The sequence below is a fragment of the Luteimonas aquatica genome, assembly GCF_022662575.1.
Lineage (GTDB): Bacteria > Pseudomonadota > Gammaproteobacteria > Xanthomonadales > Xanthomonadaceae > Luteimonas > Luteimonas aquatica.
Map to the genome: position 1 here is coordinate 117,866 of NZ_JALBFU010000005.1, position 26,901 is coordinate 144,766.

The 26,901-nt window shown below is 71.2% G+C and carries 29 protein-coding genes; 20 read left to right on the forward strand and 9 right to left on the reverse strand.

The window, feature by feature from the left end:
• The first annotated feature begins 5 nt into the window (after positions 1–5).
• The 8 genes from MD221_RS12145 to MD221_RS12180 all read left to right on the forward strand — a co-directional run bounded on the left by MD221_RS12145 (position 6) and on the right by MD221_RS12180 (position 8,996).
• Positions 6–995, forward strand: a complete 990-nt coding sequence (locus tag MD221_RS12145; RefSeq protein ID WP_242112035.1) for an AAA family ATPase — start codon at positions 6–8, stop codon at positions 993–995.
• A gap of 39 nt (positions 996–1,034) precedes the next feature.
• Positions 1,035–1,472: a hypothetical protein gene (locus MD221_RS12150; protein WP_242112037.1), complete on the forward strand. Its 438-nt coding sequence runs from the start codon at positions 1,035–1,037 to the stop codon at positions 1,470–1,472.
• A 31-nt stretch (positions 1,473–1,503) separates the two neighbouring features.
• Positions 1,504–2,847: a DUF58 domain-containing protein gene (locus MD221_RS12155; RefSeq protein WP_242112038.1), complete on the forward strand. Its 1,344-nt coding sequence runs from the start codon at positions 1,504–1,506 to the stop codon at positions 2,845–2,847.
• A 175-nt stretch (positions 2,848–3,022) separates the two neighbouring features.
• A complete protein-coding gene (locus MD221_RS12160) occupies positions 3,023–3,586 on the forward strand; it encodes an RNA polymerase sigma factor (RefSeq protein ID WP_242112040.1) in 564 nt (187 codons plus the stop codon).
• Positions 3,583–4,524 carry a FecR family protein gene (locus MD221_RS12165; protein ID WP_242112041.1) on the forward strand — a complete coding sequence of 314 codons (942 nt, stop codon included), beginning with the start codon at positions 3,583–3,585 and terminating at the stop codon, positions 4,522–4,524. The genes MD221_RS12160 and MD221_RS12165 overlap by 4 nt, the downstream gene beginning before the upstream one ends.
• Positions 4,525–4,744: 220 nt before the next feature.
• Positions 4,745–5,110: an STN domain-containing protein gene (locus MD221_RS12170; protein ID WP_242112042.1), complete on the forward strand. Its 366-nt coding sequence runs from the start codon at positions 4,745–4,747 to the stop codon at positions 5,108–5,110.
• Positions 5,111–5,253: 143 nt separating this feature from the next.
• The gene (locus MD221_RS12175; RefSeq protein ID WP_242112044.1) at positions 5,254–5,589 is read left to right on the forward strand and encodes a hypothetical protein; all 336 of its coding nucleotides are present in this window, start codon (positions 5,254–5,256) and stop codon (positions 5,587–5,589) included.
• Positions 5,590–5,783: 194 nt separating this feature from the next.
• Positions 5,784–8,996 carry a TonB-dependent receptor gene (locus tag MD221_RS12180; protein WP_242112045.1) on the forward strand — a complete coding sequence of 1,071 codons (3,213 nt, stop codon included), beginning with the start codon at positions 5,784–5,786 and terminating at the stop codon, positions 8,994–8,996.
• 138 nt (positions 8,997–9,134) lie between these two features.
• On the opposite strand, the gene aroE is transcribed toward MD221_RS12180, so the two are convergent.
• Together aroE and MD221_RS12190 are read right to left on the reverse strand one after the other, a co-directional pair.
• Positions 9,135–9,980, reverse strand: a complete 846-nt coding sequence (gene aroE / locus MD221_RS12185; protein ID WP_242112046.1) for a shikimate dehydrogenase — start codon at positions 9,978–9,980, stop codon at positions 9,135–9,137.
• A gap of 64 nt (positions 9,981–10,044) precedes the next feature.
• Positions 10,045–10,983: a LysR substrate-binding domain-containing protein gene (locus MD221_RS12190; protein ID WP_242112047.1), complete on the reverse strand. Its 939-nt coding sequence runs from the start codon at positions 10,981–10,983 to the stop codon at positions 10,045–10,047.
• Positions 10,984–11,084: 101 nt separating this feature from the next.
• On the opposite strand from MD221_RS12190, the gene MD221_RS12195 reads away from it, so the two are divergent.
• The 4 genes from MD221_RS12195 (at position 11,085) to MD221_RS12210 (ending at position 13,349) form a co-directional block, all read left to right on the forward strand.
• Complete coding sequence (locus MD221_RS12195; protein WP_242112049.1) at positions 11,085–11,408, forward strand: carboxymuconolactone decarboxylase family protein; 324 nt, start codon at positions 11,085–11,087, stop codon at positions 11,406–11,408.
• Positions 11,409–11,411: 3 nt separating this feature from the next.
• Entirely contained in the window at positions 11,412–11,825 is a 414-nt protein-coding gene (locus tag MD221_RS12200; RefSeq protein WP_242112050.1) for a tautomerase family protein, read from the forward strand.
• Entirely contained in the window at positions 11,822–12,391 is a 570-nt protein-coding gene (locus MD221_RS12205) for a DUF4865 family protein (RefSeq protein WP_242112051.1), read from the forward strand. Before MD221_RS12200 ends, MD221_RS12205 begins: the two co-directional genes overlap by 4 nt.
• 67 nt (positions 12,392–12,458) lie before the next feature.
• A complete protein-coding gene (locus MD221_RS12210) occupies positions 12,459–13,349 on the forward strand; it encodes a TolB family protein (RefSeq protein WP_242112052.1) in 891 nt (296 codons plus the stop codon).
• 54 nt (positions 13,350–13,403) lie between these two features.
• Here MD221_RS12210 and MD221_RS12215 read toward each other — a convergent pair whose 3' ends face one another.
• The 7 genes from MD221_RS12215 to MD221_RS12245 form a co-directional block, all read right to left on the reverse strand.
• Positions 13,404–13,832, reverse strand: a complete 429-nt coding sequence (locus MD221_RS12215) for a GNAT family N-acetyltransferase (RefSeq protein WP_242112053.1) — start codon at positions 13,830–13,832, stop codon at positions 13,404–13,406.
• Entirely contained in the window at positions 13,829–14,821 is a 993-nt protein-coding gene (gene hemB, locus MD221_RS12220; protein WP_242112054.1) for a porphobilinogen synthase, read from the reverse strand. Before hemB ends, MD221_RS12215 begins: the two co-directional genes overlap by 4 nt.
• A 112-nt stretch (positions 14,822–14,933) precedes the next feature.
• Positions 14,934–16,634: a PA domain-containing protein gene (locus MD221_RS12225; protein ID WP_242112055.1), complete on the reverse strand. Its 1,701-nt coding sequence runs from the start codon at positions 16,632–16,634 to the stop codon at positions 14,934–14,936.
• Positions 16,631–17,083: a post-PEP-CTERM-1 domain-containing protein gene (locus MD221_RS12230; RefSeq protein ID WP_242112056.1), complete on the reverse strand. Its 453-nt coding sequence runs from the start codon at positions 17,081–17,083 to the stop codon at positions 16,631–16,633. Before MD221_RS12230 ends, MD221_RS12225 begins: the two co-directional genes overlap by 4 nt.
• A gap of 289 nt (positions 17,084–17,372) precedes the next feature.
• A complete protein-coding gene (locus MD221_RS12235) occupies positions 17,373–17,621 on the reverse strand; it encodes a hypothetical protein (protein ID WP_242112057.1) in 249 nt (82 codons plus the stop codon).
• A 119-nt stretch (positions 17,622–17,740) separates the two neighbouring features.
• Complete coding sequence (locus tag MD221_RS12240; RefSeq protein ID WP_425602264.1) at positions 17,741–18,748, reverse strand: chorismate transformation FkbO/Hyg5 family protein; 1,008 nt, start codon at positions 18,746–18,748, stop codon at positions 17,741–17,743.
• Entirely contained in the window at positions 18,745–20,127 is a 1,383-nt protein-coding gene (locus tag MD221_RS12245) for an NAD(P)/FAD-dependent oxidoreductase (RefSeq protein ID WP_242112058.1), read from the reverse strand. Before MD221_RS12245 ends, MD221_RS12240 begins: the two co-directional genes overlap by 4 nt.
• A 261-nt stretch (positions 20,128–20,388) precedes the next feature.
• On the opposite strand from MD221_RS12245, the gene MD221_RS12250 reads away from it, so the two are divergent.
• From MD221_RS12250 to MD221_RS12285, 8 genes are read left to right on the forward strand one after another with little or no spacing between them, the layout of a single operon-like run.
• Positions 20,389–20,661: a phosphopantetheine-binding protein gene (locus MD221_RS12250; RefSeq protein WP_242112059.1), complete on the forward strand. Its 273-nt coding sequence runs from the start codon at positions 20,389–20,391 to the stop codon at positions 20,659–20,661.
• A gap of 2 nt (positions 20,662–20,663) precedes the next feature.
• Positions 20,664–21,368 carry a COG4648 family protein gene (locus MD221_RS12255; protein WP_242112060.1) on the forward strand — a complete coding sequence of 235 codons (705 nt, stop codon included), beginning with the start codon at positions 20,664–20,666 and terminating at the stop codon, positions 21,366–21,368.
• Between the two features lie 34 nt (positions 21,369–21,402).
• Positions 21,403–22,176, forward strand: coding sequence for a lysophospholipid acyltransferase family protein (locus tag MD221_RS12260; RefSeq protein ID WP_242112061.1), 774 nt, complete (start codon positions 21,403–21,405; stop codon positions 22,174–22,176).
• A 3-nt stretch (positions 22,177–22,179) separates the two neighbouring features.
• Positions 22,180–22,470, forward strand: a complete 291-nt coding sequence (locus MD221_RS12265; protein WP_242112063.1) for an ApeI family dehydratase — start codon at positions 22,180–22,182, stop codon at positions 22,468–22,470.
• Positions 22,467–23,462, forward strand: a complete 996-nt coding sequence (locus MD221_RS12270; protein ID WP_242112064.1) for a lysophospholipid acyltransferase family protein — start codon at positions 22,467–22,469, stop codon at positions 23,460–23,462. The genes MD221_RS12265 and MD221_RS12270 overlap by 4 nt, the downstream gene beginning before the upstream one ends.
• Positions 23,365–24,087: a LolA-related protein gene (locus tag MD221_RS12275; RefSeq protein ID WP_339328428.1), complete on the forward strand. Its 723-nt coding sequence runs from the start codon at positions 23,365–23,367 to the stop codon at positions 24,085–24,087. The genes MD221_RS12270 and MD221_RS12275 overlap by 98 nt, the downstream gene beginning before the upstream one ends.
• Positions 24,088–24,118: 31 nt before the next feature.
• Complete coding sequence (locus tag MD221_RS12280) at positions 24,119–26,455, forward strand: MMPL family transporter (RefSeq protein ID WP_242112065.1); 2,337 nt, start codon at positions 24,119–24,121, stop codon at positions 26,453–26,455.
• A complete protein-coding gene (locus MD221_RS12285) occupies positions 26,455–26,901 on the forward strand; it encodes a hotdog family protein (protein ID WP_242112115.1) in 447 nt (148 codons plus the stop codon). The genes MD221_RS12280 and MD221_RS12285 overlap by 1 nt, the downstream gene beginning before the upstream one ends.

Genomic DNA, 26,901 nt, shown 5'->3' on the forward strand with positions numbered 1-26,901 from the left:
ATCCTATGAACGCCATCGCCCCGCATCCCCAACCGATCACCGGCAACGATCTCGCCGAGCGCGTGGCGCGCGTGCGCGAGGAGGTGAGCAAGGCCTTCATCGGGCAGCCCGAGGTGCTCGACCAGATCCTGGTCGCGCTGCTGGCCGGCGGGCACGTGCTGATCGAGGGCGTCCCCGGCCTCGGCAAGACCCTGCTGGTGCGCGCCCTCGCGCAGGCCCTGGGCTGCGGCTTCGCCCGCGTGCAGTTCACCCCCGACCTGATGCCCAGCGACGTCAGCGGCCACGCCGTCTACGACCCGAAGACCGAGAGCTTCATGATCCGGCGCGGCCCGGTGTTCACCAACCTGCTGCTGGCCGACGAGATCAACCGCGCGCCGGCGAAGACGCAGTCGGCGCTGCTGGAAGTGATGCAGGAGCAGCAGGTGACCATCGAGGGATCGAGCTTCCCGCTGTCGCCGCCGTTCATGGCGCTGGCCACGCAGAATCCGGTCGAGCAGGAAGGCACCTATCCGCTGCCGGAGGCGCAGCTGGACCGCTTTCTGCTCAAGGTGCTGATCGACTATCCCTCGCAGGCCGACGAGGCGCGCATGGTGGCCGCGGTCAGCGCCGGGCGCACCGCCGCCGACTTCGATCTCTCGCAGGTGGCGCAGGTGTCCTCGGCCGAGGACATCGTCGCCATGCAGCTCGGCACCGCCGCCACCGTCGTGGACGATGCCGTGGTGCAGTACGCGGTGCGCATCGCCGCCGCCACGCGCACCTGGCCCGGCATCGCGCTCGGCGCGGGGCCGCGCGGCAGCCTGGCGCTGGTGCGCGCCGGACGCGCGCAGGCGGTGCTGATGGGGCGCGACTTCGTCACCCCCGACGACATCCGCGACATCGCCAGGCCGGCGTTGCGCCACCGCATCGAGCTGGCGCCGGAGCTGCAGATCGAGGGGCAGGACGCCGACCAGGTGCTGCACGCGCTGCTGGCGAAGGTCGAGGCGCCGCGGCAGTGACCGGCCAGGCTTGCCGCTGATCGAACCGGAGTCCCTCGCATGCCGATCCTGCCCCTGCGCATCGCCGTCGACCTTCCCGTCGAGGAAGCCCGCCGCCGCCTTGCCCGCCATGCCGGCGGCAATGTGCTGGAGGGCCGCGTGAAGGGTGCGGGGGTGTCGGTGGCGCTGGAACCTGTGGATACGGGCGACGGCGCGCCGCTGAGATCGCCCCGGCTGCGTGCGCGCGTCCGGCCCAGCGGCGACGGCGCGGTGGTGTCCGGGGTGTTGCTCTCACCGTTGCTGCTGGCGTGGTGCCTGGCGGCGATCGCGGCGCTGGTCTGGCTGCTGCTGCATCCAAGCGGGACGCCCGGCGAGATGGCGATCGGCGTGGGGCTGCTGGCGGTCGCGCTGCTCGGTCCGGTCGCCTGGTTCTGGATCGAGAAACGCCGCCTCGAGCGCGTGCTGCGCGCGCTGCTGGCCAAGCCGGATCCGCAATAGCGCCGCCTCCCAGGACCCGCGAGCCTTCCAGATGTCCCATTCCTTGCACACCCGACTTCCGCGCCCGGCGCCGCTGCTGGTGGGCGCGCTCGCGCTGTGGGCGGCCTCGGGTGCGCTGGCCAGCTTCGGCTGGCTGCCGGCGCGCGCGTGGATCTGCGGCGGCGCCGGCTTGGCGCTGATCGCCCTGGTCGATGCCTGGCGGCTGCGCCGCCGCGCGACGCCGGAAGTGGTGCGCGAGATTCCCGAGGCATTGCCGATCGGCATCGAGCGCGAGGTGCTGCTGCACGTGGAAGGCGGGCCGCGGCGCCAGCGTGTCGACGTGCACGACCTGCATCCCGGCGGCTGGGAGGCGCACGGGCTGCCGCGCGCGCTCGCGCTGGCGCCGGGCACGGTCTCCAGCTTCCCTTACCGGCTGCGTCCGGATGCGCGCGGGGATTTCGTCTTCGACGGCGTGCAGCTGCGGCTGCTGTCGCCGTGGCGGCTGTGGCGGCAATCGCGCGTGGCGGGCGTGCCGCAGCGGGTGCGCGTGTTCCCCAACTTCGCGCCGCTGGCGCGCATGGCCCTGCTCAGCGCCGAGCAGGCCTCGCGCATGGTCGGCGCGCACCTGAAGCGGCGGCGCGGCGAGGGCACCGACTTCCACCAGATGCGCGAATACCGGGTCGGCGACAGTCTGCGCCAGATCGACTGGAAGGCCACGGCGCGTGCGCGCAAGCTGATCTCGCGCGAATACCAGGACGAGAAGAACCAGCAGCTGGTGATGGTGCTGGACACCGGCCGCCGCATGCGCGCGCGCGACGGCGCGCTCGCGCATTTCGACCATGCCCTGGACGCCACCCTGGTGGTGTCCTATCTCGCCCTGCGCCAGGGCGATGCGGTCGGCCTGTTCACGGCCGGCGGGGCCACCGCCGATGACGGCCGGCGCTGGGTCGCGCCGCAGCGCAGCCTCGGCGCGATCGACACGCTGCTGGGCGCCTGCTACGACCTGCAGCCGCGGGCGGCGGCGACCGATTACCTCGCCGCCGCCACCGAACTGTCCCTGCGCCAGCGCCGCCGCGCCCTGCTGATGCTAGTGACCAACCTGCGCGACGAGGACAGCGAAGACCTGCTGGCGGCGGTGCGCATGCTGCACAAGCGCCACCTGGTGGTGGTCGCCTCGCTGCGCGAGCGCGCCGTCGACGAGGCCCTGGAGGGGCCCGCCGACGACCACGCCGGCGCCGTCCGCGCCGCCGAGGCGGCGCGCTACCTCGCCCAGCGCGCCGCGGTGCACGACGCCCTGCGCCGGCACCGCGTCGCCGTGCTCGATGTCACCTGCGAGCAGCTGCCGGCCGCGCTGGTGGAGCGCTACCTCGCCATCAAGCGCGACGGCTTGCTGTAGCGGTGAACTCCGAAGCGACGCACAAGGCCCTGGAGCGAGCCGCAGCAATCTTGCCTCGGGATTGGGTCTCACCGGTTCGCGCGATTGTGATTCGTTTCGCGCATTGCGCGGCCGATGTTCCGGATTCGGCCGCTTCGACCGTCTAGTAAACCAGGGTGCATTGAGGAGGGCGGGCTTGCACGAGGTCGACGAGTGGTTCATGCGCGAAGTGCTGCCCCTGGAGCCGGCGCTGATGGGCCTGCTGCGGCGCAGCGGCTACAGCGAGAGCGAGCAGGTCGACCTGCGCCAGGAGCTGTACGTGCAGCTCTACGAGTCCGCGCGCAAGGGCCTGCCCAGGCACACGCGGGCGTTCGCCTTCCGGGCGCTGCGCAATCTGCTGATCAACCAGGTGCGGCGCGCGCGCGTGGTGTCGATGGAGTCGATCGCCGACCTGGACGCTCTGAGCGCCGCCGTGGACGTTCTCACGCCGGAGCGCGAAGCCACCGCGCGCGAGGAGCTGCGCCGATTGAAGGCGGGCCTGGAGCGCCTGCCGCCGAGGTGCCGCAAGGTGGTGATGCTGCGCCGGATCGAGGGATTGTCGCAGCGCGAGGTGGCGGAGCGATTGGGAGTGAAGGTCAGCACCGTGGAAAAGCAGATGGCGTATGGGCTGCGCGCGCTGACCGACTTCATGCTGGGGGGCGCCGGCCGGATTCGTCGCGATGCCGATGCCGCGTCCCCGTCCGACGAGGCAATGCTATGAGCGAGGCACGGAACATCGAACAGACGGCCGCCGCCTGGCGCGCGCGGCGCGACGAGCCCGAGTGGAGCGCGCAGGATCAGGCGGCCCTCGACACGTGGCTGGAGGCCTCCACCGCGCACCGCGTCGCCTGGCTGCGCATGGAATACGGCTGGCGGCGCATCGATCGCCTGGCGGCATTGCGCGCGCCGGCGGCGGCGCCGGTCTCCAGGCCTCGGCCCTTGCGCTGGCTGGCCCTGGCCGCCACGCTTGGCGCGGTGACGATGGGTGTCGCGGCAATCCTGCATGTCGTGGACGGCGCGCAGCGCTACAGCACCGGGATCGGCGGACGGACGTCCGTTTCCCTGGATGACGGCTCCCGTCTGGAGCTCAATACCGATACGCAATTGCGCGCCAAGGTCGGCTCGGACGCGCGCGATGTCTGGCTGGAGCGGGGAGAGGCCTATTTCGAAGTCGCCCATGATGCCGCGCGGCCCTTCGTGGTGCATGCGGGAGAGCGCCGCGTCGTGGTGCTGGGAACGCGCTTCTCCGTGCGCAGCGACGGCGACCGGCTGGAGGTCGCGGTGGTGGACGGGCGCGTGCGCGTCGAGCCGCCGGCGTCCGCACCCGCGGCGCGGACGGTCGTGGCCACGCGCGGCGAGATCGTCCTCACCCGCGCGGACGCCGCCGTCTCGGTCGCCGCGTCCGCGGCGCGGGTCGACAACGAGCTGGCGTGGCGCCGCGGCCTGCTGGTCTTCGACGACGTGACCCTGGAAGAAGCCGCCGGCGAGTTCAACCGCTACAACCGCAGGAAGCTGCAGATTTCCGGCGCGCAGGCGGGAGGGACCCGCATCAGTGGGAGCTTCAACGCGGCCAACGTCGATGCCTTCGCGCGCCTGCTGGCGAGCGCCTATGGCCTGCGGGTGCGCGACCACGGGGAGCGGATCGAGATTTCCGGCTGAGGCGCACCAAGCGACACCCTGCCGTCCGCCAACAATCGTCCGCCGCGGCGATCGGGCGGGCGATGTTCCGGATTTGGCCCGTTCGCGTGTCTACCTGATCTGGATGGCCGGAATATTGCCGATCGCCGGCGAGGCAGGCCGGCTCGCGCACGGCTTCGATCATGGCCGGTAATGCGCCGAAGCGACGGCGAAGGGCGGGGAAATGCGTAACGCGAGGCGGATGGGACGAGCCAGGCGATGGCAGGCAGCCTGCCTGTCGGGCTGCCTGTCGATCCTGGCACCGCAACTGCACGCGCAGCGGACGGAGCCGGCGCCGGTGCGCGCCTTCGTCGTCCCGGCGGGGGACTTGCAACCGGCCCTGGACCTGTACATCCGTCAGTCGGGGGAGCAGCTGATCTATCGCCCCGGCGACCTCAAGGGCTTGAAGACGCATGGCGTCACCGGCAACCACGCGCCACGCCACGCCCTGGGGCTGTTGCTGCAGGACACGCCGCTGCGCGCCACCCGCGATGCGTCCGGCGCCGTCGCGCTGGTCCCCGCGGCCGGGGAAAGCCAAGTCGCACCGCGTGGCCCGCCATCGTGGTGACCTTGATCGTCGCCACGCAGCAAAAGCGTGGCTGAAACGTTCGGAAGAGGGGGCGCGATCACCGCCTGGTTGCGATGACCCGCGCGGCCCGACCCGTTCACCGCATTCAGGTGGACGGGACATGCATTCAACGCCTGAGACTTATGGGATTCGACGAGAAGGTTTACGAGATCGCAGGCATGGCCTTGGGCGCCTTCATCCTCGCACTGATCCTGTTCGGGAAAAGACGGATGCATGGGGAAAAAAGCGGATCCCTGCTCGTACTGCTTGGCGCGTTCGACATGATCGCGTGCCTGGCCGCGGGTCTGGTCGTGGAAAGGGGCGGAGTGCGTGGAGTTATCGCCGAATCGAACTGGCGCCTGCCAGGCCTGTTCGGGATCGGCATGGGGCTGGTCGCCTGCGGAGGCATGATATGGGCGGGCTCGATCCTGGAGCGGCGCAAGCGACGAAGGTTGGGGAAGCCCGGGAGGATGGCATAGGAAACGTTGCCGTCCGGGAGGGGCCAGGCGCGGGTCGTTATTCCTTTCGCCCAAGGAATGGGTAAAGTGCGCACCAGGCCGGTGGGGCGCATGATCGTCGTATAAGCGTGGGGTACTTCAGATTCTTCGCTGCCGGGCTGGCGATCTGCCTTTTCGGGTCGACATTGCGGGCATATGCCGCGGAGCCGCCAAGGATGGTGTTCCGGGTGCCTCCCGGTGAGCTCGCAACGGGGCTTGAAGCCTATCTTCGGCAGTCCGGAAAACAGGTGATCTACCGGATGGCCGATGTCCGGGGGCTGCGCACGCAAGGCATCGCCGGCACCTATTCGCCCGAACAGGCATTGGCGGTGCTCCTGCGCGGTACCCGTCTGACGGCGGAGCAGGATGCCTCTGGCGCCATCGCGCTGGTTCCCATGGCGGCGACCCGTTTGCCCGCCGTCACAGCCGCCAAACCGCGCAGCGAATCGGGGGTCGCCGCGCCTGGATCGCACGCCGGGCCGGTCACCCTCGACACCATGCTCGTCACCGCCGGCAAGCGCGTCGAACGCATCCAGGACGTCCCGATGGCGATGTCGGTGCTCGATGCCCAGGCGCTGGAGGCATACAAGATCGAAGGCGGGCCGGAGCTGGTGCGGGCGGTGCCGAACACCAGCTTCACCAAGACCAACTTCGCCACGCACAACTTCCAGATCCGCGGCATCGGCACGCAGACGCTGTCGGTGAATGCCGACCCGGCGGTGGGGATTGGCTTCAACGGCGCGCCGATAATCAGCAGCCGTCTGTACGAGCTGGAGTACTTCGATCTGGACCGGGTGGAGGTGCTGCGCGGTCCGCAAGGCACCCTGCAAGGCCGCAACGCCACCGCCGGCGCGATCAACATGGTCCCGAACATCGCCAGCCCGGACGGATTCGAAGCCAGTGTCATGGGCGAGGTGGGCAACTACGATACGGCGCGGATCAACGGCATGGTCAATGCGCCGCTGGGCGATCGGCTGGCCCTGCGCGTGGCCATGCAGCATACGCAGCGGGGCGGGTACGACTACAACGAAGTAACCGGGAAGCACGTCAACGACCGCGATCTTCTGGGGGTGCGCGCTTCGCTGGCCTGGAAGCCGAGCGAAAAAATCGCCGCCGATCTGACCTGGGACCACTTCCAGGAGGATGACAATCGATCGCGTACGGGCAAGCAGCTCTGCCACAGGGACCCGAAGCTGTCGATGGTGGGCAATCAGCCCGTGCGCCCCATCGATCATGGCTATCTGAACCAGGGGTGCAAGGACGGGTCGCTATACGATCGCGACGCATTCGACGCCCCGAACGCCGCGGGCTTTCCGTTCGTGCTCGCTGCGCAATCGATCGGGGGATACGTCGGAGACTATCCGGACACCGGTCGGCTGGCTTTCTTGATTTCGCCCGGAACCGATCCCTACGCGGGCGTCAGGCAATCGCGCGACTTGCGCAGGATCGCGACCAGCTACGATCCGAAATTCCAGGCTGTCAACGATGTCGGGCAGCTCAACCTGGAGGCGGATGTCGGCGAAGGCCTGAGGCTTTCTTCGCAGACCACCTATACGCGGGACAGCTATTACTCGACGCAGGACTATGGTCGTTTCCAGTCAAACCCGATTTTCACCGACACCAATCTGCTGGTCGATATGATTCCGGGCCATGCGCCCGGCCTTGTCTATCCCTTCGCTCCCGGAGGCGTGTATTGCGATCCGCAGCTGGGCTGCTCGAACCGCCTGCTGCAGGCCGATCTCGTCGATTCTGGCGCCAGGCAGTGGTCGCAGGAATTTCGTCTGCAGTCCTCCTTTGGCGGCCCGTTCGACTTCAAGGTCGGCGCCAACTTTCTGGACTACGGAATCGACGAGAACTATTACATATTCAACAACATCTTCACCGCGATGGCGCAAGGCATGTTCAATCGCCATGCCGCGACAAGCACCCCAGTCGATTGCCTGCCGGTAACGGCGGTCCTGGAGAAGCCGAACGCAAATGGCGACTACGCTCCATGCGTCTATATCGATCCGAATCCGCTGCGAAGCATCAGCGGGCAGGGGCACAATTACTTTCGCAACCGCAATCTCGCCGCCATGCATTCGACCGCGATATTCGGCGAAGGCTACTGGCGGTTGTCCGACTCCGCGCGAATGACCGCGGGCTTGCGCTTGACCCGCGACGTGAAGGTCGCGACCCCCGTGCCGAGCCAGCTTTTGCTGGCCAAGGGCCTCTTCGGGGGAGGCTATGCCGGGTACGGCTATCCGGAGAGTCCCAGGATCCGTCAGGCCTGGCAGGAACCTACGGGGCGCCTGGTACTCGACTGGTCGCCGGATCTGGCGTTTTCCGACAGCACCCTGTTCTACGGGTCGCTGGCGCGGGGCTACAAGGCCGGCGGCGCCAATGCGCCCGGGATCGGAGCCAATCCGGCCTATTTGAGCTTCACGCAGCGCGATCCCCGTTTCAAGGCGGAGTCCGTCGTGACCTTCGAGGCGGGAATGAAGAACGTGATGGCGGACGGCAAGCTGGTCCTGAACGCCACGATGTTCTACAACGACTACAGCGATTACCAGGTGTCGCAGCTCTACGATCGCGCCACATTCAACGAAAATTTCGACGCCAAGACCTGGGGCGTCGAGATCGAGGCCTTGTGGAAGCCGACATCGCGCTTCCAGGTCGGCGGCAATCTCGGCCTGCTTCGCACGCGCATCGATGCGAACCAGTATTCGATAGACGTGATGGATCGCACGGCGGGGAACTCCGGGTGGATGGTCGTGCGTCCTTGGCTGCAGCTTGCATCCAACTGCATCGCACCCAGGGCGCTGGTGGAGACGGCGCTGAGGAATTTCTATGCCGTATATCCCGATGACACGCTCGCACTGCTGCTGAACAGCTTCTGCACCGTCAACACGCTATTTTCGCTGGGGGGATTCACCAGGGACGGGGGGAATAATGGCGGACCCGGCGACGACGCGCCCTTCCTGGGTGGGCTTTACTACAATCCACTCGTGGACGCGCCCAATCAGGGCGCCGGTTTCGCCAAGAACGTGGGCGGCAACGAACTGCCCAATGCGCCCAGGCTCACCGTCAATCTCAGTCCGCAGTACACCTTCGCGCTAAAGGGGGGCGATCTGACCCTGCGCGCGGATCTGTATTACCAGAGCAAAAGCTGGGCACGCATCTACCAGGACAGGATCGACCGCCTGCACGATTGGGGCAACGTCAACGTGTCGTTGACCTGGTATCAACCGCGAAGCGACCTGACCGTGCAGTTGTACGTGAAGAATGCGCTCGATGGCGAAGCGATCACCGGGACCTACCTCAACGGCGACGATAACGGCTTGACCGCCAACGTCTTCCTTCAGGATCCCCGCATCATCGGGCTCGCCCTTCGCAAGGGTTTCGACTGATGCCGGGCGGCCGGCGGATTGTCACCGCCCCTAGGGGATCCGCGTTAATCGTGCCGTGCCTGGCGTTTCCGCGCCGGCGTCCTGGCACTTCACCCGAGAAGGCGTCGTACCGTCCAGCCACGGCTGACGCCGCCGCGATCAGTCGGCCGTGACCAGCGCCGCGTTGCGCCCGCGCAGCTCCGCATAGACGCCGTCGGTTTCCGGCCGCACGCCGTGCCAGAGCGCGAAGCTCTCGGCGGCCTGCTCCACCAGCATGCCCAGGCCGTCGACGGCATCGTGCGCGCTGGCGGCGCGCGCCCAGGCCAGGAACGGGATCGAGGCCTCGCCGTAGCTCAGGTCCACGCACGCCGTGCGCGCGCCGACCAGCGACATCGGCAGCTTCTGCAGGCCGCCGTTGCGCGCGGCGGACGTCGCATTGACGATCAGGTCGAATTCGCCGAGTGCGGTCAGGTCGGTGTAGTAGCGCGAATGCACGCGGCCGGGCTGTTCCTGCGCATCGACCAGCGCATCGGCGCGCGCGCTGTCGCGGTTGATCACGAACAGCTCGCCGATGCCGGCATCCAGCAGCGCCGGCGCCACGCCGCGCGCCGCGCCGCCGGCGCCGAGCAGCAGCGTGCGGCGCTCGCGCAGGTCCAATCCCTGGCGGTCGCCCAGGTCGCGCAGCAGGCCGGCGCCGTCGGTGTTGTCGCCGCGCCAGCCGCCGTTCTCGCGGATCAGCGTGTTCACCGCGCCCGCGCGCCGGGCGCGCGCGCTGGTGTCGGCGCACAGGGCGAACGCGGCCTCCTTCAGCGGCAGGGTTACGTTGGCGCCGCTGCCGCCGGCGGCGGCGAAGGAGGCCAGCGAGGCGGTGAAGGCTTCCGGCGCGACTTCGATCGCCTCGTACTGCAGCGCGATGCCGGTCTGCGCGGCGAAGGCGGCGTGGATGCGCGGCGAGAGCGAGTGCGCGACCGGATGACCGAACACGGCATGGCGGGATGGGGACATTGCGGCCTCGTGGCGGATACAAGGAGGCGCCGGCGCGTGAGGGCCGGCGCGAGACAACGGCAGTCTACTCCCGCGCCACGACCGCATCACGGCGCCGCGCGGAAGGGCCCGCCGCATCGCGCGCCGACAGCGCGTCGCGTACGCCGGCACGCAGCAGTTCGGCCAGGCGCGCCACCGCCGGCGGCGGCGCCGCCTCGCCGCGATACAGGCCCAGGCCCAGCGCCGGCAGTGCCGGCAGTCCGGCGCCGTCGAGCATGCGCACGCTCGCGGGCAGGCCGATGGGCGTGCGCAGGCTCAGGCCCAGGCCGGCGCTCACCGCGGCCCAGACGCCGGCGAGGCTGGCGCTGGTGAAGGCCAGGCGCCAGGGCAGTCCGGCGCGGTCGAGCGCGGCGGTCGCGGCGCTGCGCATCAGGCAGGGCGATTCCAGCATCACCAGCGGCAGCGGCTGCGTGCGGTCGAAGGCATCCACGCCCGCGTCGCCGGTGTCGGCTCCGATCCAGCGCATCGGCACCTCGCCCAGGCGCTCGCCGTGCGCCGGCCGCTCGCCGGTGTCCCAGGCCAGCGCCAGGTCGAGCTGGCCGCCGCGCAGGCGATCGAGCAGCTCGGCGTTGCGGGCGATGCGCGCCTCGATCCGTACGCGCGGATGGGCGCGCGCGAAGCGGCCGAGCACGTCGGCGAGCAGGCGTTCGCCGAAATCCTCCTGCAGGCCCAGCCGCACCCAGCCTTCCAGGCGGGCGCCGCGCAGCGCCACGGCGGCCTCGTCGTTGAGCTCGAGCAGGCGCCGGGCGTAGGCGAGCAGGGTGTCGCCGGCATCGGTGAGCGCCAGCCCGCGGCCGGCGCGGCGCAGGATCGGCGCGCCGGCCTGTTCCTCCAGCTTCTTCAGCTGAGCGCTGACCGCCGAAGTGGAGCGGTTCAGGCGCTCGGCCGCCTTGGCGAAGCTGCCCAGCTCGATGCCGATGGTGAAGCTGCGCAGGGCGTCGAGGTCGAAGTGGGGGGCGCGCATGCGAGATAGTCCTGAATTTTCGAACGATTGATTCGAAATTTCCCGATTTTCTTTATTAAATTGCGCGCCTAGGCTGGCCGCGTCAAGTCCAGGAGCCCGCCATGCCCCACGATCCCCACTACGCCCGCGACCACATCGGCGACCTCGCCCCGAAGCTGGCCGAACTCACCGACGGTCTGCTGTTCGACGACATCTGGACGCGCCCCGGGCTGTCGCCGCGCGAGCGCAGCCTGGCCACCGTGTCGGCGCTGATCGCGCTCAACCGCCTCGAGCAGCTGCCGTTCCATCTGCGCCGCGCGGTCGACAACGGCGTGACGCGCGAGCAGCTGGCCGAGCTGATCACGCACCTGGCCTTCTACGGCGGCTGGCCGGTGGCCTTCTCGGCGCTGGCCGTGCTGCGCCAGCTCGAACCTTCCGGAGCCTGAGCCATGCCCTACGCCCGCATCAGCCTGCATCGCGGCAAGTCGCCCGAGTATCTGCGGCAACTGGCCGACAACGTCTATCGCGCCATGCACGAGGCCTTCGACGTGCCGGCGCACGATCGTTTCCAGATCCTGCACCAACTCGATCCGGGCGAGCTGATCTTCGACCGCGACTATCTCGGCGGCCCGCGCTCGGACGATTTCGTGCACATCGCCATCGTCGCCGGCCGGCCGCGCGAGAGCGCCGTCAAGCGCGCCTTCTACAAACGTCTGGTGGAGCTACTGGGGCAGGCGCCGAGCATCGCGCCGGAGGACGTGATGGTGGTGATCCAGACCACCGGCGGCGACGACTGGTCCTTCGGCGGCGGCCGCGCCGGCATCACCGCCGCCGATGCCGGCCTGTCCGGGCCGCCGCGATGATCGCGATGCAGTACAGCATCGCGCTGCCGGCCGACTACGACATGGACATCGTCCGGCGCCGCATCGCGCAGAAAGGGCCGCAACTGGACGGGTTCCCGGGGCTCAGCTTCAAGGCCTACCTCTACGCCGACCGCGACGATGCCGCGCTGCCGACGCGCGGCAACCTCTACGCGCCGTTCTACGCCTGGCGCGAGGCCGCCGGCATGCATGCGTTCCTGGCCGGTCCCGGATTCGCGGCGTTGACGGACGCCTTCGGCCGCCCGCACGTGCGCACGTGGTCGGCGTGGGAGGCGAACGGCACGGCGCGGCTGCGCGAGGCGGTCTGCGCCAGCCGCGATCTGCGGGCGCTGCCCGTCGATGCCGATCTGGGCGAGATCCGCACGCAGGCGCTCGCGCAGGCGCACGAAGACCTGGCCAACGGCGCGCTGGCGGCAGTGAGCGCGTTCGATCCGCAGACCTGGAGCCTGGTGGCGCTGCGCCTGTGGGATCGGCCGCGCCCCGATCTGGCGCGGCCGCTGCGCCAGCTCTATGCCGTCGGTCACGTTTCCGTCTCGGCGGCGGCCTGACCAAGCGCACTTGTTCGCCGCGTCGGCCGTGCACTAGGCTGCGCGCCGACCATTGGGGAGAACGGCGATGCGCGTACGGCGATGGGGATGGGCATTGACGGCGCTGGCCTGCGGCACGGCCGCCGCCGCGCTGCAGGAGTTCGGCATCGAAGGCATGGGCGTGGTGTCCACGCCGTCGGCCGAGGTGCGCGCGGCGGTGCGTCCCGACGGGCAGCACATCGTCTGGGGCAGCCGTGAACGCGCCGGCGGTGCAGGCAGCTACGACCTGTGGCAGGCGGACAAGCGCGACGGGCGCTGGGCCGACGCGCGGCCGCTGTCGATCAATACGCCGGCCAAGGAATTCGATCCCTTCTTCAGCGCCGACGGCAAGTGGCTGTACTTCTTCTCCGATCGCGCCGGCGGCCACGGCGGCGACGATCTGTATCGCGCGGCGGTGCTGGCCGATGGCAATTTCGGCGCGCCGGAAAACCTCGGCCCCGGCGTCAACGGCAAGGGCAACGAATGGGCGCCGGCGCTGACCCGCGACGGCATGCATTTGCTCTTCGCCAGCGACAGCTTCGGCGGCGCCGGCGGCCACGACCTGCTGATGGCGCGCTGGGACGGCAAGGCCTTCGTCGATCCCCAGCCGGTGCCCGGCGTCAACACCGCCGGCGACGAGTTCGACGCGGCCTGGATCGAGGACGGCAAGGCGATCGTGTTCGCCTACGCCAAGGACATCATGAAGGATCCGGTGCGCCTGATGCTGGCGCAGTGCGACGGCAAGGCCTACGTCGATCCGCAGCCGTGGGCGCTGTCGTTCAACGGGCCGGAGGACAATACCTACGGGCCGGCGGTGGACCCGTCCAAGCCCGGCGAGATGCTCGTCAACGGCATGGCCAAGGCGCCGAAGGCGGGCAAGCAGGACATCTATCGCGTGCGCACGCCGGCGGTCACGGGCAAGGACGGCTGCGTGCGCTGAGCGCCGCGGCCTCCCGTTCGCAAGGCCCTCTCGCGCCGCGCGGGAGAGGCGGGATCACAAGCGCTTCAGATAGGAGTGCTGCGTCTTGACCCGGGCGTAGCCCAGGCTCGGATAGAAGGCGTGCGCCTCGGGGCGCACGACGTTCGAGCCGAGAAAAATCTCGTGCACGCCCGCTTCGCGCGCCCACTGCTCGGCCGCCGCCATCAGGGCGCGCCCCACGCCGCCGCGTCGCGCCTGCGCGTCGACGACCAGGCCGACGATCTCCACGCGCTCGCCCATCTCGATCATCACGCGGTGCTCGACGCCGGCGAAGCCCTGCAGCCGCCCGTCGCCGCCGTCTGCGACCAGCACGGCATGGCGCGGCGAACCGGTCAGGAACGCAAGGCGCCGCGCGAATGCCGCGGTCTCGGCCGGATAGCCGAGCTGCGCCGACAGTCGCGCGATCTCCGCGGCGTCGGCGACGACGGCCGCGCGGATCCTCACCGCGCTTCGCGCAGATAACGCGCCGCGTCGAGCGCGAAATAGGTCAGCACGCCGTCGGCGCCTGCGCGCTTGAAGCCGGTCAGGGCCTCGAGCACGCACTTGCGCTCGTCGAGCCAGCCGTTGGCGAAGGCGGCCTTGAGCATCGCGTACTCGCCGCTGACCTGGTAGGCGAAGGTGGGCACGCCGAATTCGTCCTTCACGCGGCGCACGATGTCGAGGTAGGGCATGCCCGGCTTGACCATCACCATGTCCGCGCCTTCCTCCAGGTCGAGCGCGACCTCGCGCAGCGCCTCGTCGGCATTGGCCGGGTCCATCTGGTAGGTGGCCTTGTCGGCCTTGCCCAGCGCCGCGGCCGAGCCGACGGCGTCGCGGAACGGGCCGTAGAAGGCGCTGGCGTACTTGGCGGCGTAGGCGAGGATGCGGGTGTGCACAAAACCTTCCTGCTCCAGCGCGGCGCGGATCGCGCCGATGCGCCCGTCCATCATGTCGCTGGGCGCGACCACGTCGGCGCCGGCGCGCGCGTGCGAGAGCGCCTGCTGCACCAGGGCCTCGACGGTGACGTCGTTGACCACGTAGCCGGCATCGTCGGTGATGCCGTCCTGCCCGTGCGAGGTGTAGGGATCGAGCGCGACGTCGGTGATCACGCCCAACTCGGGGAAGCGCGCCTTCAGCGCGCGCACCGCGCGCTGGCACAGGCCGTCCTCGTCCCAGGCGGCGGCCGCGTCGAGCGACTTGGCCTCCGGCGCGGTCACCGGGAACAGGGCGATGGCGGGGATGCGCAGCTCGCTGGCGGTCTCGGCCGCGCGCAGCAGTTCGTCGATCGACAGGCGCTCGACGCCGGGCATGGACGCCACGGCGGCGCGGCCTCCGGCCTCGTGCACGAACACGGGATAGATCAGGTCGTCCGCGGTCAGCACGGACTCGCGCATCAGCCGGCGCGAGAATTCGTCGCGGCGCATGCGGCGCGGGCGCAGGTAGGGGTAGCTCATGGCGACATGATACGCGCTGCCGCGCGGGCCCCGGCGGGACATTTCGTCCCAGGCGGTGAAAAAAACCGGCGCCCGAGGGCGCCGGCGGAGGGACGACGGTGGTGCCGGAGGCTCAGTTGCCCGGCTTGCTGTTCTGCGCCGCGCACTTGACCACGCTGGCGCGCTGGTAGGCGTTGATCAGCCCGAGCGATTGCAGCGCGTCCGCCTGCGTCTTCATGCAGTTCACGTACTGGCCGTGGTTGGCGCTGGTGGCGCGGCACAGCCGGTCGTGGGCGCGGATGTTGGCCCCGGAGATCAGCCCGCCGTCCTGCGACAGCGGCAGCGCCGTCTCGCAGCGGCCGATCCTGGCGTTGCCGGTGTTCACGCTCCAGCCCTCGTCGGCGAACAGGTCCAGCGTCAGGTCGACCATTACGTTGCTGGCCAGCGAGTCGTTGATCGCTGGTTCCATCAAGGCGTTGGGCGTGAGCGCCGTATCGAAGTGCGAGAAGGTCGAGCCGCCGGCGACGGTGGTCGGCGTGTACAGCTGCGCGCGGCCGGCGACGTCGGCGCCGGCCAGGCGTCCGGGCACCGGTCCGAGGGCGACGTTGACGGCGCCGCCGGCCAGCGCCGCGCGCACCGCGTTGGCGTCGGCGAGGTTCAGGCTGAGCGTCGGCACGTTGGCGGTGAGTGTGGGATCGTCGGCCATGCCCGGCGGCGTGCCCGGCGTGCTGGAGGTGGCGACGTTGCCGATGATCACCGCGATGGCGCCGGCGCTCTCGGCGTTGACCGCCTTCTTCTCGAAGCCGCAGGCCGGTGCCGGCGCCGGCGGGCCGCCGCGGTTGATGAAGGCGATCTTGCCGCTCAGGCTGCCCGTCGGCAGCGGATCGCAGGCGTCGGCGCTGTCGGGGCCGGCGCCGTCGTTGGCGAGCGCGAGCGCGCCGCTGAAGTTGGCCGGCGTCGCGGCCGGTCCGAACGAGGCGGTGCCGTAGCCGTAGTCGGCGGTGAGCGCGCCGCTGGCGCGCAGCAGGACGAGCTGGTCCAGCACCAGGGGCACGTTGCCGGTGACCTTGGCGCCGTCCCACACCGTGCGGCCGGGCGTGCGCAAGGCGGCCGCGCGGTCGGCGTTGCTCATCGCCGCGTCGTCGAAGCGCAGCGCCTTGAAGTTGTCGAAGGCGTTGTGGGTGTAGACGTCGTTGACGCCGGGCGTGCCGACGCGCTCGCCGAGCACGCCGCTGGTGTAGCCGACGAAGCCGGAGAAGCCCAGGCCGTGTCCGATCTCGTGCATCACCACGTCGAGGAAGCTGATCCGGCCGGCCGGCGTGTTGCCGTCCAGGCCATAGTACCAGCCGCTGTTCTCCAGGCAGCCGGGGCTGCCGAGGTTGGCGTTGAAGCGGCTGTTGATCTCGATGTCGTCCGGCGCGGTGTAGGCGGGGTCGCCCAGCATGAGGTTGCTGCCGGCGATCGCGTCGGCCAGCGCGATGTGGTACCAGGCGCCGGCGACGGGGAAGTCGGGCGATTGCCAGATCCACCACGGGCCGGCCGAGCCGAGCGTGCCGCCGGTGGCGGTGCAGGCGAGCGGCTGGAAGCTGGCGCCGACGCGGATCTCGACATCGCTGCGCAGCGTCGATCCCCACAGGTCGGCGGCGAACTGGTAGGCGATCCTGCGCTGTTCGCCGACGGTGGTGCCGGGATTGCTGCCTTCCGGCGCGCGCGGCGTCGGATCGTTGAGGCCCTGGTTGGCCGGATCGAGATTCACCGGCGTGATGACGGCGGCCTGGGCCGCGCTGCCGCACAGGGCGGCGGCCACGAAGGTGGCGAGGAGATGGCGTTTCATTCGCTGATCTCCTGGCGGGCCTGCGTCGGAGGCAGGTGTGCGGAATGCTGCTCGTTCTCTGAATAGCGCAGCGCGCCGTCCGCACCGCGCTGCGCGGTGAGCTGGCTCATCGCCGAGGTCGGCACGCGCATCGAAACGCCGCCGCCGGCATGCTTGCGCAGTGTCGTCTGCGCTTCGCCCGCCGTGCGCGGCGCGCGCTCCCATTGCACGCTCGCGCGCGGCATCGCCGCGGCGCGTTCGGACAGGTCGCGCATTTCGGCGGCGGTGAGCGGACGCAGCTTGCGCGTCTTCGGATCGATGCCGACCACCACCTGGTCGGCGGCGGAAGAGGCCGATGCGGGCACGGCGGTCGCCGGGTCCGGCGCCGCCTGCGGCGGGGACGCGTGCGCGGAAAAGCCGGCGCCGCAGGCCAGCGTCAGGAATACGATTGCGGGTCTTGCCATCTTCATTGCACTCACTCCTCGAAACGAATGCGGTAGACGGTCTCTTCCGGCACCGCGCGCGGCGGTCCGGGCTCAGGAACACACAGGCAGGAAGCGCGGAATGGACGCGGCGGGGGAGTCTCCCTGTGCGGTCTAGTCTGCTACCGCGCTTCGGCCGGAAACAAGGACATTCCACACACGACCGATGTGCGAGCGCACAAACCCGGGCGCCGGCTGTCGGCGGCTTCGCAGGCGGGGGCAGATGCGCCACGGCCGCCTTGCGGCGGCCGTGGTTTCCCGTCTCGGCGAGGTGCCGCTAGAGGATGCCGCCGCCGAGGGTGAGGCGGACCAGCGCGATCAGGATGACCAGGCCGTTGAGCACCAGGCCGGTCTTGGCGCGTCCGCGCTTGCCGCTGGAGGTGAACAGCACGCCGATCGCGGCGATGATGGCGCCGACGGCGGCGAAGGGGATCAGGAACCAGTTCGCCCATCCGACCAGCGGAATCAGGGCGACGATCATCCACAGCATGGCGGCGATGCCCCAGAGCAGGCTGATCAGTCCCATCGACGGCTCTCCAGTCAGGCGGACGGCATTGCCCGCCCAGCCAAGGTGGGGAATCGGGCCGGCGCTATCAAGGTGCATGAAGTCACCCCCACCGCCGTCCCATGCGCCGGGCGGCCGGATCAGGCGTGGACGCCGTCGATCTCCACGGTCAGTTCGCGCCGGCAGATGGCCGCGTGCAGCAGCACGCGCGGCACGTCCGCGCCCAGGCGGCGGTCGAGCGCCTCGGCGATCCGCGGCAGGTCGTCCCGGTCGCGCACATAGACCTTCAGCCGCGATCCGGCGCCGAAGCGCGCCGGCAGCGACGGCATGCGCGCGCGCGCCGCGCCGATCAGGGCGTCGAAATTGGCGAAGGTCTCCTCCAGCTGCGCCATCAGCTCGCCCGGGTGCTGCGTGGCGTGCCCGACCACGCTGGCGGTGCCGGACAGCAGCAGCGGCATCGCGGCGCCGGCCGGCGGCAGCATGGCGCGCGCGAAGCTCGGCGACTGCGGGCCGTACTGGCGCGGGTAGTGGTAGGCGCTGACCTGGCGCGGATTCTCCAGCGGCGTGCCGGGCGCGCGCGCCGCCAGCCAGTACACCTGCACCACGCGCGCGCCGTCGCAGCGGCCGATCGCGGTGGCCGCGGGCAGGCTCGGCGCGTCGATCCGCCCCAGCCCGCGCGCGCGCCCCACGCAGAAGTTGCGATAGCGTTCGTCGTCGCCCTCGCCGAGGGTGATGGCGTCGATGTAGTTCCAGACGCGCAGCAGGTGCGGCAGCCCGCTGCCGCCGACGAAGGCCGACAGCCGCCCGTAGGCGTAGGCGGCGGCGGCCTCGACGTCGCCGTTCTCCTCGACCTCGATGACGCCGAACTGCAGCGCGCCGTCGCTCGCCCAGCGGATGTCGCCGTCGCGTCCGCGCTCGACCGGCGCGCCGGCATGCCACACCTCGAACGGCGCGCGGCCGTAGGGCTGCAGCGGAATGCGCAGGTAGCGCGGGTCCTCGTCGCCGGGCGCCTGCGGGCCGAAGCCGAGTACGGCGAGCACGTCGTCCTGCGCCAGCGCGGGCCCGGGCGCGTCGAGCTCGGCGTATTCCACGCGCAGCCGCGGCCGCGGCAGGCCGTGTTCGGGCAGGGAGGACAGCGGCCGGCTCACGGGTTGCCCGCCTGCAGAGTGTCGCCCTGGAACTTCTCGCGCGGCTGGCGCCGGCGGCGCCACCAGTTGCGCAGCGCGCGCGGCAGCATGCCCAGCGCGGTCATGGCGTAGAAGAAGCGGAACATGCGCAGGCGGCGGCGGATGGCCGGCGTGTCGAACACGTCCCCGGCCAGCATGCCGATCACGGCCTGCTCGATCTGGAAGTAGTTGCGCGGGTTGGCGAACATGTAGCGCATTGTCGGCGAGGTGAAGCGGTAGATGAACCACTTGAATTCGTTGATGCCGGCATCGAGGTGGCGCTGCAGCGCCCGCTGCAGCTCGCGCTCGCGCGCCGGCTCGCGCAGCGCGGCATCGACCATCGCCGCCGTGCGCTCGGCGCCGTGCATGCCCAGATAGACGCCCGAGGAGAACATCGGATCGACGAAGGCGTAGGCGTCGCCGACCAGCACCCAGTTGCGGCCGCTCATGCGCGAGCACTCGTAGGCGTAGTTGCCGGTGACGTGCACCTCGCCCACGCGCTCGGCGCCCTGCATGCGCTCGGCCACGTCCGGCTCCAGCGCCAGCGTGCGCATCAGGAAGCCTTCGGTATCGCCCTTGCGGGTCTTCATGTAGTCCGGGTAGCAGACCGCGCCCACGCTCATCACCCCGTCCGGCAGCGGGATCAGCCACATCCAGCCGTGGTCGTGGCGATAGATGCTGATGTTGCCCACGTCCTCGCCCTGGCGCCGCGCCACGCCGCGGAAATGGCTGAACACCGCCGCCGACTGGTGCCGCGCGTTCTTGTGCTTGAGCTTGAACTTGTTGCCGAGCACGGTGTCGCGGCCGCTGGCGTCGATCAGGTAGCGCGGGCGCAGCACCTGTTCGCCGGTGCCGGGGGGCGCGTCGGTCGGGCGCGCGTACACCACCGGCTTGCCGTCGGCGTCGAAGTCCACGCGCTCGACCTTGACGCCTTCGCGCGCGTCCACGCCGTGCTCGCGCGCATGCTCGAACAGCACCCGGTCGAAGTCCTGGCGCCGCACCTGGAAGGCGTGCGGAAACTTCATGTCGTAGGCGCGATCGAAGGCGAAGGTGTTGTAGCCGCCGTGGCCGTCGTCCTTGGGGAAGTCGGCGCCGCGCTTGTGCACGCCGATCGCCGCGATCTTCTCGAAGGCGCCCAGGCGCTGCAGGATCGGCATGTTCATCGGCAGCAGCGATTCGCCGATGTGGAAGCGCGGATGGCGCGCCTTTTCCAGCTGGGTCACCCGCCAGCCCCGGCGGGCGAGCAGGGTGGAGACCGTGCTGCCGGCCGGGCCGCCGCCAATCACCAGCACGTCTGGCGTGGCCGGCGGGGACGGGACGGGGGCGGCGGAAGCGTCCGGGGTGGGGCGGTGCGCGATCATCTGTTCCTGAATGCGGGTCTGCGGCCGCCCTGGATCCGGCGGGCGGCCGCTCGCGGCGGACGGCACCGGGCTTGCGGGCGCCGGGGCGCCGCGTCGAAACGGCACCCCGCCGCCGGCGAGGGCGACAGGCGCGCATGATAGCCGCTGGCTCTCTGAACGGCCTCTATGGCCTGACCGCGCCGGACAAGGCCGGCCGGGGTTGCAGACCGGCGCGCGATGCTGGATCGTGGCGCCCCTTCGCACCGAACCCCTCCGGACGCCATGCCCGCGCAAACCGACGCCGAACGCGAACTCGCCGAACTCCTGGTCGACAGCCTCAACCTGGAAGACGTGCAGCCGGCCGAGATCGACCCGGAAGCGCCGCTGTTCAACGCCGGGCTCGGCCTGGACTCGATCGACGCGCTGGAGCTGGCGCTGGCGATCAGCAAGCACTACGGCTTCCAGCTGCGTTCGGACAACGACGAGAACCGCCGCATCTTCGCTTCGCTGCGCGCCCTGTCCGCGCATATCGAGCAGAACAAAGCGGCCGGCTGAGCGTGGCCGGCGACGCGCGCTCGGCCGTCTTCCTCGCACAGATCCTGCTGGCGCTGGCCTATACGCTGCTGGCGCACCTGGCCAGCGCCTACGGCGACGCCCGCTTCGGCGTGGCCGCGCTGGTCGCGCTGTGGCTGATGCTGCTGCTGCAGCCGCTGGCCAAGGGGCGGATGCGCGCCTGGGGCCTGCTGGTCCTGCTGCTGCTGGGCACGGCCTGGCTGGCGCGCGCCGGGCTCACCGAAGTGCCGCTGCTGCTGGTGCCGGTGGCCTTCGTGGCGATGATCTCCGCCTGGTTCGCGCGCAGCCTGCGCCCGGGGCGGGTGCCGCTGATCACGCGGATCGTGGCGGCGCTGGACGGCACCACGCCGCCGCAGCTGGCGCCGGCGCTGGGCGACTACGCTCGCGGCCTGACTCGCGCCTGGGCCTGGGCGCTGGCGGCGCTGGCGGCGTTCAACCTGCTGCTGGCGCTGATCGCGGTGCCGGACGGGCTGGTGGCGCGCCTGGGCGGGCATCCGCCGCTGGCAATCAGCGCCGCGCAATGGTCCTGGCTGGCCAACATCGGCACCTACGGGGTGCTCGGCGGTTTCTTCGCCATCGAATACCAGGTGCGCAAGCGGCGCTTCCCGGGGCGCTACCACAGCTTCGCCGATTTCCTGCGCCGCATGGCCGGGCTGGGGCCGGCGTTCTGGAAGGATTTCCTGCGCTAGCGCCGCCGCGGCGTATGCGATCCAGGCGATGGACATGCCCGACTCTCCCGCGCGCGAACGCGATTGGACCGCGCTGCCCTGGGCGCTGGGCAATGCCGCGCAGTTCGCCTTCACCCTGGCCTGGACCGCGGGCGGGATCTGCCTGGCGCTGACGCTGTACGCCCTGCTGCGCGATCGCGGCCTGCCGCTGCGCATGGCCTCGCGCTGCTGGGCGCCGGGACTGCTCCGGGGCGCCGGCGCGCGGCTGCGGGTGGAGGGCCTGGAGCGGGTGGACTGGACGCGCCCGTGCATCCTGGTCGCCAACCACCAGTCCACGATCGACATCTGCGCGCTGTTCCGCGCGGTGCCGGTGCCGCTGCGCTTCGTGCTCAAGCAGGAGATGGCGCGCGTGCCCTTGGTGGGCCGATACGCCCGGGCGATGGGCATGGTGTTCGTGGAGCGCGGCGAGCGCCGCGCCGCGCGCGGCTTCCTGCGCCAGGTCGACGCGCTGCTGCGCGAGGGCGCCAGCCTGTGCGTGTTTCCGGAGGGCACGCGCAGCCGCGACGGCGCGCTGGCGCCGTTCAAGGGCGGCGCGTTCCAGGCCGCGATCGACGCCGGCGCGCAGCTGGTGCCGGTGGCGCTGCACGGCTCGGGCGCGGTCTTGCCGCCGGACGGCGGTTTCCGCGTACGCCCGGGCACGATCCGGGTGCGCTTCGGCGCGCCGTTGGCCGCTTGCGGGCCGCAAGGGCCGCTGGATCGCCAGGAACTGGCCGCGCGTGCCTATCATGCGGTCCTGGACCTGCTGCAGGAGCGCCGCACCGCGGCCTGAACGTTGGATTTTCTCATCGCCCCGGACCATCCCTGCCTGCCCGGGCATTTTCCGGGGCGGCCGATCGTGCCCGGCGTGGTGGTGCTGGACCGCGTGCTGGCCGCGATCGAGGCCAGCCACGGCCCGCTCGGACCGGTGCGGCTGCCGCAGGTGAAGTTCGCCCAGCCGTTGCTGCCCGGCCAGCCGGCGCGCGTGGAGATCGAGGGGCAGGCGCCGCGCTGGCGTTTCCGCGTGCTGCGTCAGGACGCGTCCCGGAGCGTGCTGCTGGCCAGCGGCGAGGTGGCATTGCCGTGAGCAACGCCTGGAAGCAGCGGCGCGAGGGCGGCGGCCGGTTCGCGCTGTGGCTGATCCGTTCGATCGGCCGCCATGGCGGGCGCGGCCTGGCGCGGCTGTGCCTGTATCCGATCACCGCGTACTTCCTGCTGCGCCGCGGGGCGGAGCGGCGCGATTCGCGCGACTACCTCTCGCGCGTGTTCGGGCGCCGCGCGGGGCTGCGGGAAGTGGCCCGGCATATCCATACCTTCGCCTGCACCATCCTCGACCGCGTGTTCCTGCTCGGCGAGGACCTGCGCCGCTTCGATGTCCGGGTGCAGGGCGTGGAGGGGTTGGAGGCGCAACTGGCCCAGGGGCGCGGCGTGCTGCTGTTCGGCTCGCACCTGGGCAGTTTCGAGGCGCTGCGCGCGCTGGCGCGGCGGCGCCCCGACGTGAAGATCCGCATCGTGCTCGACAAGGCCCACAACCCGGCGATGACGCAGCTGCTGGACGCGCTCAATCCGGAGATCGCCGCCGGCGTGATCGACGCCAGCCAGGGCGGCCCCAGCCTGATGCTGGCGATCAAGCAGGCCGCCGACGAAGGCGCGCTCGTTTCGCTGCTGGTCGACCGCACCCACCCGGGCGCGCCGGTGCAGGCGGCGCAGTTCCTCGGCGCGCCGGCCGAGTTCCCCGTCTCGCCCTGGCTGGTCGCCTCGGTGCTCAAGCTGCCGATCTCGCTCGGCTTCGGCCTGTACCGCGGCGGCAACCGCTACGACCTGCTCTTCGAATCCTTCAGCGACGCCGGCATCGACCTGCCGCGCCGCGGCCGCAGCGTGCTGCTCGCCTCGCTCGTTCAGCGATACGCCTCGCGTTTGGAGCATCATGCGCGCCGTGCGCCGTACAACTGGTTCAACTTCTATGACTTCTGGAATCTGCATGAAGACGCGACGGACGCCGCCGCGCCGCTGGCCGCTGGCGCTGATGCTGACGCTGCTGGCCGCCGCGACGCCGCTGTGCGCCGCGCCGCGGGGTGAGCAGGCGCCGCCCGCGCCCGCGAGCGACCCCGGCTCGCCGGTCGACAGCGACTGGATCCTGCGCACGCTGGCGCGGCCGGCGCCGATGCGCGCCAACTTCGTCGAGTTCCGCGATTCGCCGCTGCTCAAGGCGCCGCTGCGCGTGTCGGGCGAGTACCAGCGCCCGGACGCGGAGACGATGGTGCGCGAGGTGCGCGTGCCGTACCTGGAAACCACCACCATCAGGACCGGGAAATCCGGCGACGGCGAGGTCACCATCGCCCGCGCCGGGCGCAGTCCGCGCAAGTTCTCGCTCGCGCGCGCGCCGGAGATCGCCGGCCTGCCGGCCAGCTTCGGCGCGATGCTCTCCGGCGACCATGCCCTGCTCGAACGCAACTACCGCGTCCAGGTCGAGGGCACGCGGCGGCGCTGGTCGATGACCCTGGTGCCCAGGCAGCAGGCCCTGGCCAGCAAGCTGCGCGAGATCAACCTCTACGGCCGCGGCGTGGAACTGCGCTGCATCGAGACGCAGCTCGCCAAGGGCAAGACCGTGCACCGCACCCTGCTGGCCGGCGCCGCGCGCGAGGCCGATGGGCTGAGCACCGGTCCCGCGCTCGCCAACCTGTGCCACGGCGAAGCGCAGTGACGCCTGCCGCCGGTCGACCCGGGCCGGCGGCGTGAGTCCGCGACGGCGCATCGCGCTGGCGCTGCTGTGGCTGGCGCTGCTCGGCCTGGCGGCCTGGGCGATCGCGCCGCGCTTGCAGCTCAGCGGCGACCTGCGCAAGTTCATGCCCGAGGCGCGCACGGCCGAGCAGAAGCTGCTGCTGGACGAACTGGGCGAGGGGCCGGGCTCGCGCCTGCTGTTGATCGCATTGTCGGGCGGCGATGCGCCAACGCTGGCGGCGCAGTCGCAGGCGTTGCGGGCATCGCTGGCCCGCGACCGCCGTTTCGTGCTGGCCGCCAACGGCGAGGAGGCGGGCCTGGACGCGGTGCCCGAACGCCTGCGCCCCTATCGTTACCTGCTCTCGGCGGCGCTGGACGTGCAGCGTCTGGACGCGGCCTACCTGCGCGAGGAGCTCGACCAGCGCGTGCAGGACCTCGGCTCGCCGGTCGGCGGCATGGTCGAACCGCTGCTGCCCGCCGACCCGACCCTGGAAACCCTCAAGATCGCCGAGGCCCTGCAGCCGCCGAACGCGCCGCAGCGATTGCACGGCGTCTGGTTCGATCGCGCCGGCAAGCGCGCCCTGCTGCTGGCGCAGACGCAGGCGGCCGGCTTCGACCCGACCGGCCAGCAGCTGGCGGTCGATGCGATCCGCGCCGCCTTCGCCAAGGCGCGCGGCGCCACGTCCACGGCGATGACGCTCAGCGGGCCCGGCGCGTTCTCGGTGGAGATCGGCGGCCGCACGCAGGCCGAGGCGCAATGGATCGGCAGCTTCGACACCGTCGGCCTGATCGTGCTGCTGATCCTGGCCTACCGCAGCTGGAAGATCCCGGTGCTCGGCGTGCTGCCGCTGGCCAGCGCGGGACTGGCGGGGCTGGCCGCGGTGGCCCTGCTGTTCGACGGCGTGCACGGCATCACCGTGGCCTTCGGCTTCACGCTGATCGGCGTGGTGCAGGACTATCCGATCCACCTGTTCAGCCATCAGCGCCCGGGGGAATCGCCGCTGCACAACGCGCGCGCGCTCTGGCCCACGCTCGCCACCGGCGTGGTCTCCACCTGCATCGCCTACCTGACCTTCTTCTTCGCCGGCGTCGACGGCCTGAGCCAGCTGGCCGCCTTCACCATCGCCGGCCTGGCGACCGCCGCGCTGACCACGCGCTTCCTGCTGCCGCACCTGATCGATCCGGCGCCACGCGACCTGGCCGATTCGCGGCGCCTGGCCGTGTTGTGGGCGTGGATCGAGCGCGCGCCGCGGCCGCGCTGGTCGCTGGCGCCGTTCGCGGCCCTCGCGGTGGCGGCGATCGCGCTGGCGCCGGGCGCGTTCTGGCAGAACGACCTGGCCAAGCTCACCCCGGTGCCGCCGGACGCGCTCGCCCGCGACGCCGACCTGCGCGCCGAGCTGGGCGCGCCGGACGTGCGCTACGTGCTGACCGTGCGCGGCGACGATGCCGAGGCCGCGCTGGCGGCCAGCGAGCGCCTGCGCCCGGCGCTCGATCGCCTGGTCGCGGACAAGGCCCTGTCCGGCTACGACATGGCCGCGCGCCTGCTGCCCAGCGCCGCGCTGCAGCGCGCCCGCCAGCAGCGGCTGCCGGACCCGGCCGCCCTGCGCAGCGCGCTCGCCGCCGCGCTGGCCGACAGCCCGTTCCGTGCCGACGCCTTCGAACCGTTCGCCGCCGACGTGGAAGCCGCGCGCCGCGCGCCGCCGCTGCAGCGCCGCGACCTGGCCGGCACGCCGCTGGCGGCCTCGGTGTCCGGCCTGCTGATCGAGGGCGGCGGCCATGCCACCGCCCTGGTCTCGCTGAGCGGGCTGCGCGACCTGCCGGCGCTCGAGCGCGCGGCGGCGGCGCACGGCGCGCAGCTGCTCGACATGAAGGCGGCCTCCGAATCGCTGGTCGCCGCCTACCGTGGCCGCGTGCTGGCCGCGCTCGGCGTGGCCGCGCTGCTGCTCGCCGCGGCGGTATGGGTCGCGCTGCGCGCGCCGCGCCGCGTGCTGCGCGTGCTGCTGCCGATGGCGCTGACCACGCTGGCCATCCTGGCCGTGCTGCGGCTGTGCGGCGTCGAGCTGACCCTGTTCCACCTGGTCGCGCTGATCCTCGCCGCCGGCCTCGGCCTCGACTACGCCCTGTTCTTCGACCACGCCGGCGAGGATCGCGCCGACCAGCTGCGCACCCTGCACGCGCTGATCGTCTGCAGCCTGACCACGCTGCTGGTGTTCGCGATGCTGGCGCTGTCCTCGATCCCGGTGCTGCGCGCCATCGGCACCACGGTGGCCCTCGGCGTGTTCGGCAACTTCGTGCTGGCGCTGCTCGTCTCGCGCCAGCCCGCCCGGCGGGACGCGGGAGCGGCGCGTTGATCCTGGCGCGCGAAGCCATCCAGGCGCTGATCCCGCACCAGGGCGCGATGTGCCTCTGGGACGAGGTGATGGCCTGGGACGCGGCGAGCATCCGCCTGCGCGCGCACGGCCATCGCGATCCCGCCCATCCGCTGCGTTCGGACGGCCGCCTGCGCGCCGTGCACCTGTGCGAGTACGGCGCCCAGGCCATGGCGGTGCATGGCGGACTGCGCGCGGACGCGCCCGCGCGCCAGGGCCTGCTGGTGGCGCTGCGCGAGGTGCGCCTGCACGTGGCGCGCGCGGACGACCTGCCCGGCGCGCTGGAGGGCGAGGCCGACGTGCTGGCCGATGCCGGCCACAGCCAGCAGTACGCCTTCCGCATCGTGCATGCCGGTGCGCTGCTGGCCGAGGGACGCGCCGCGGTGATGTTCCGCGACGGCCTCGCCGCGCCGACGGATGCGGGATGA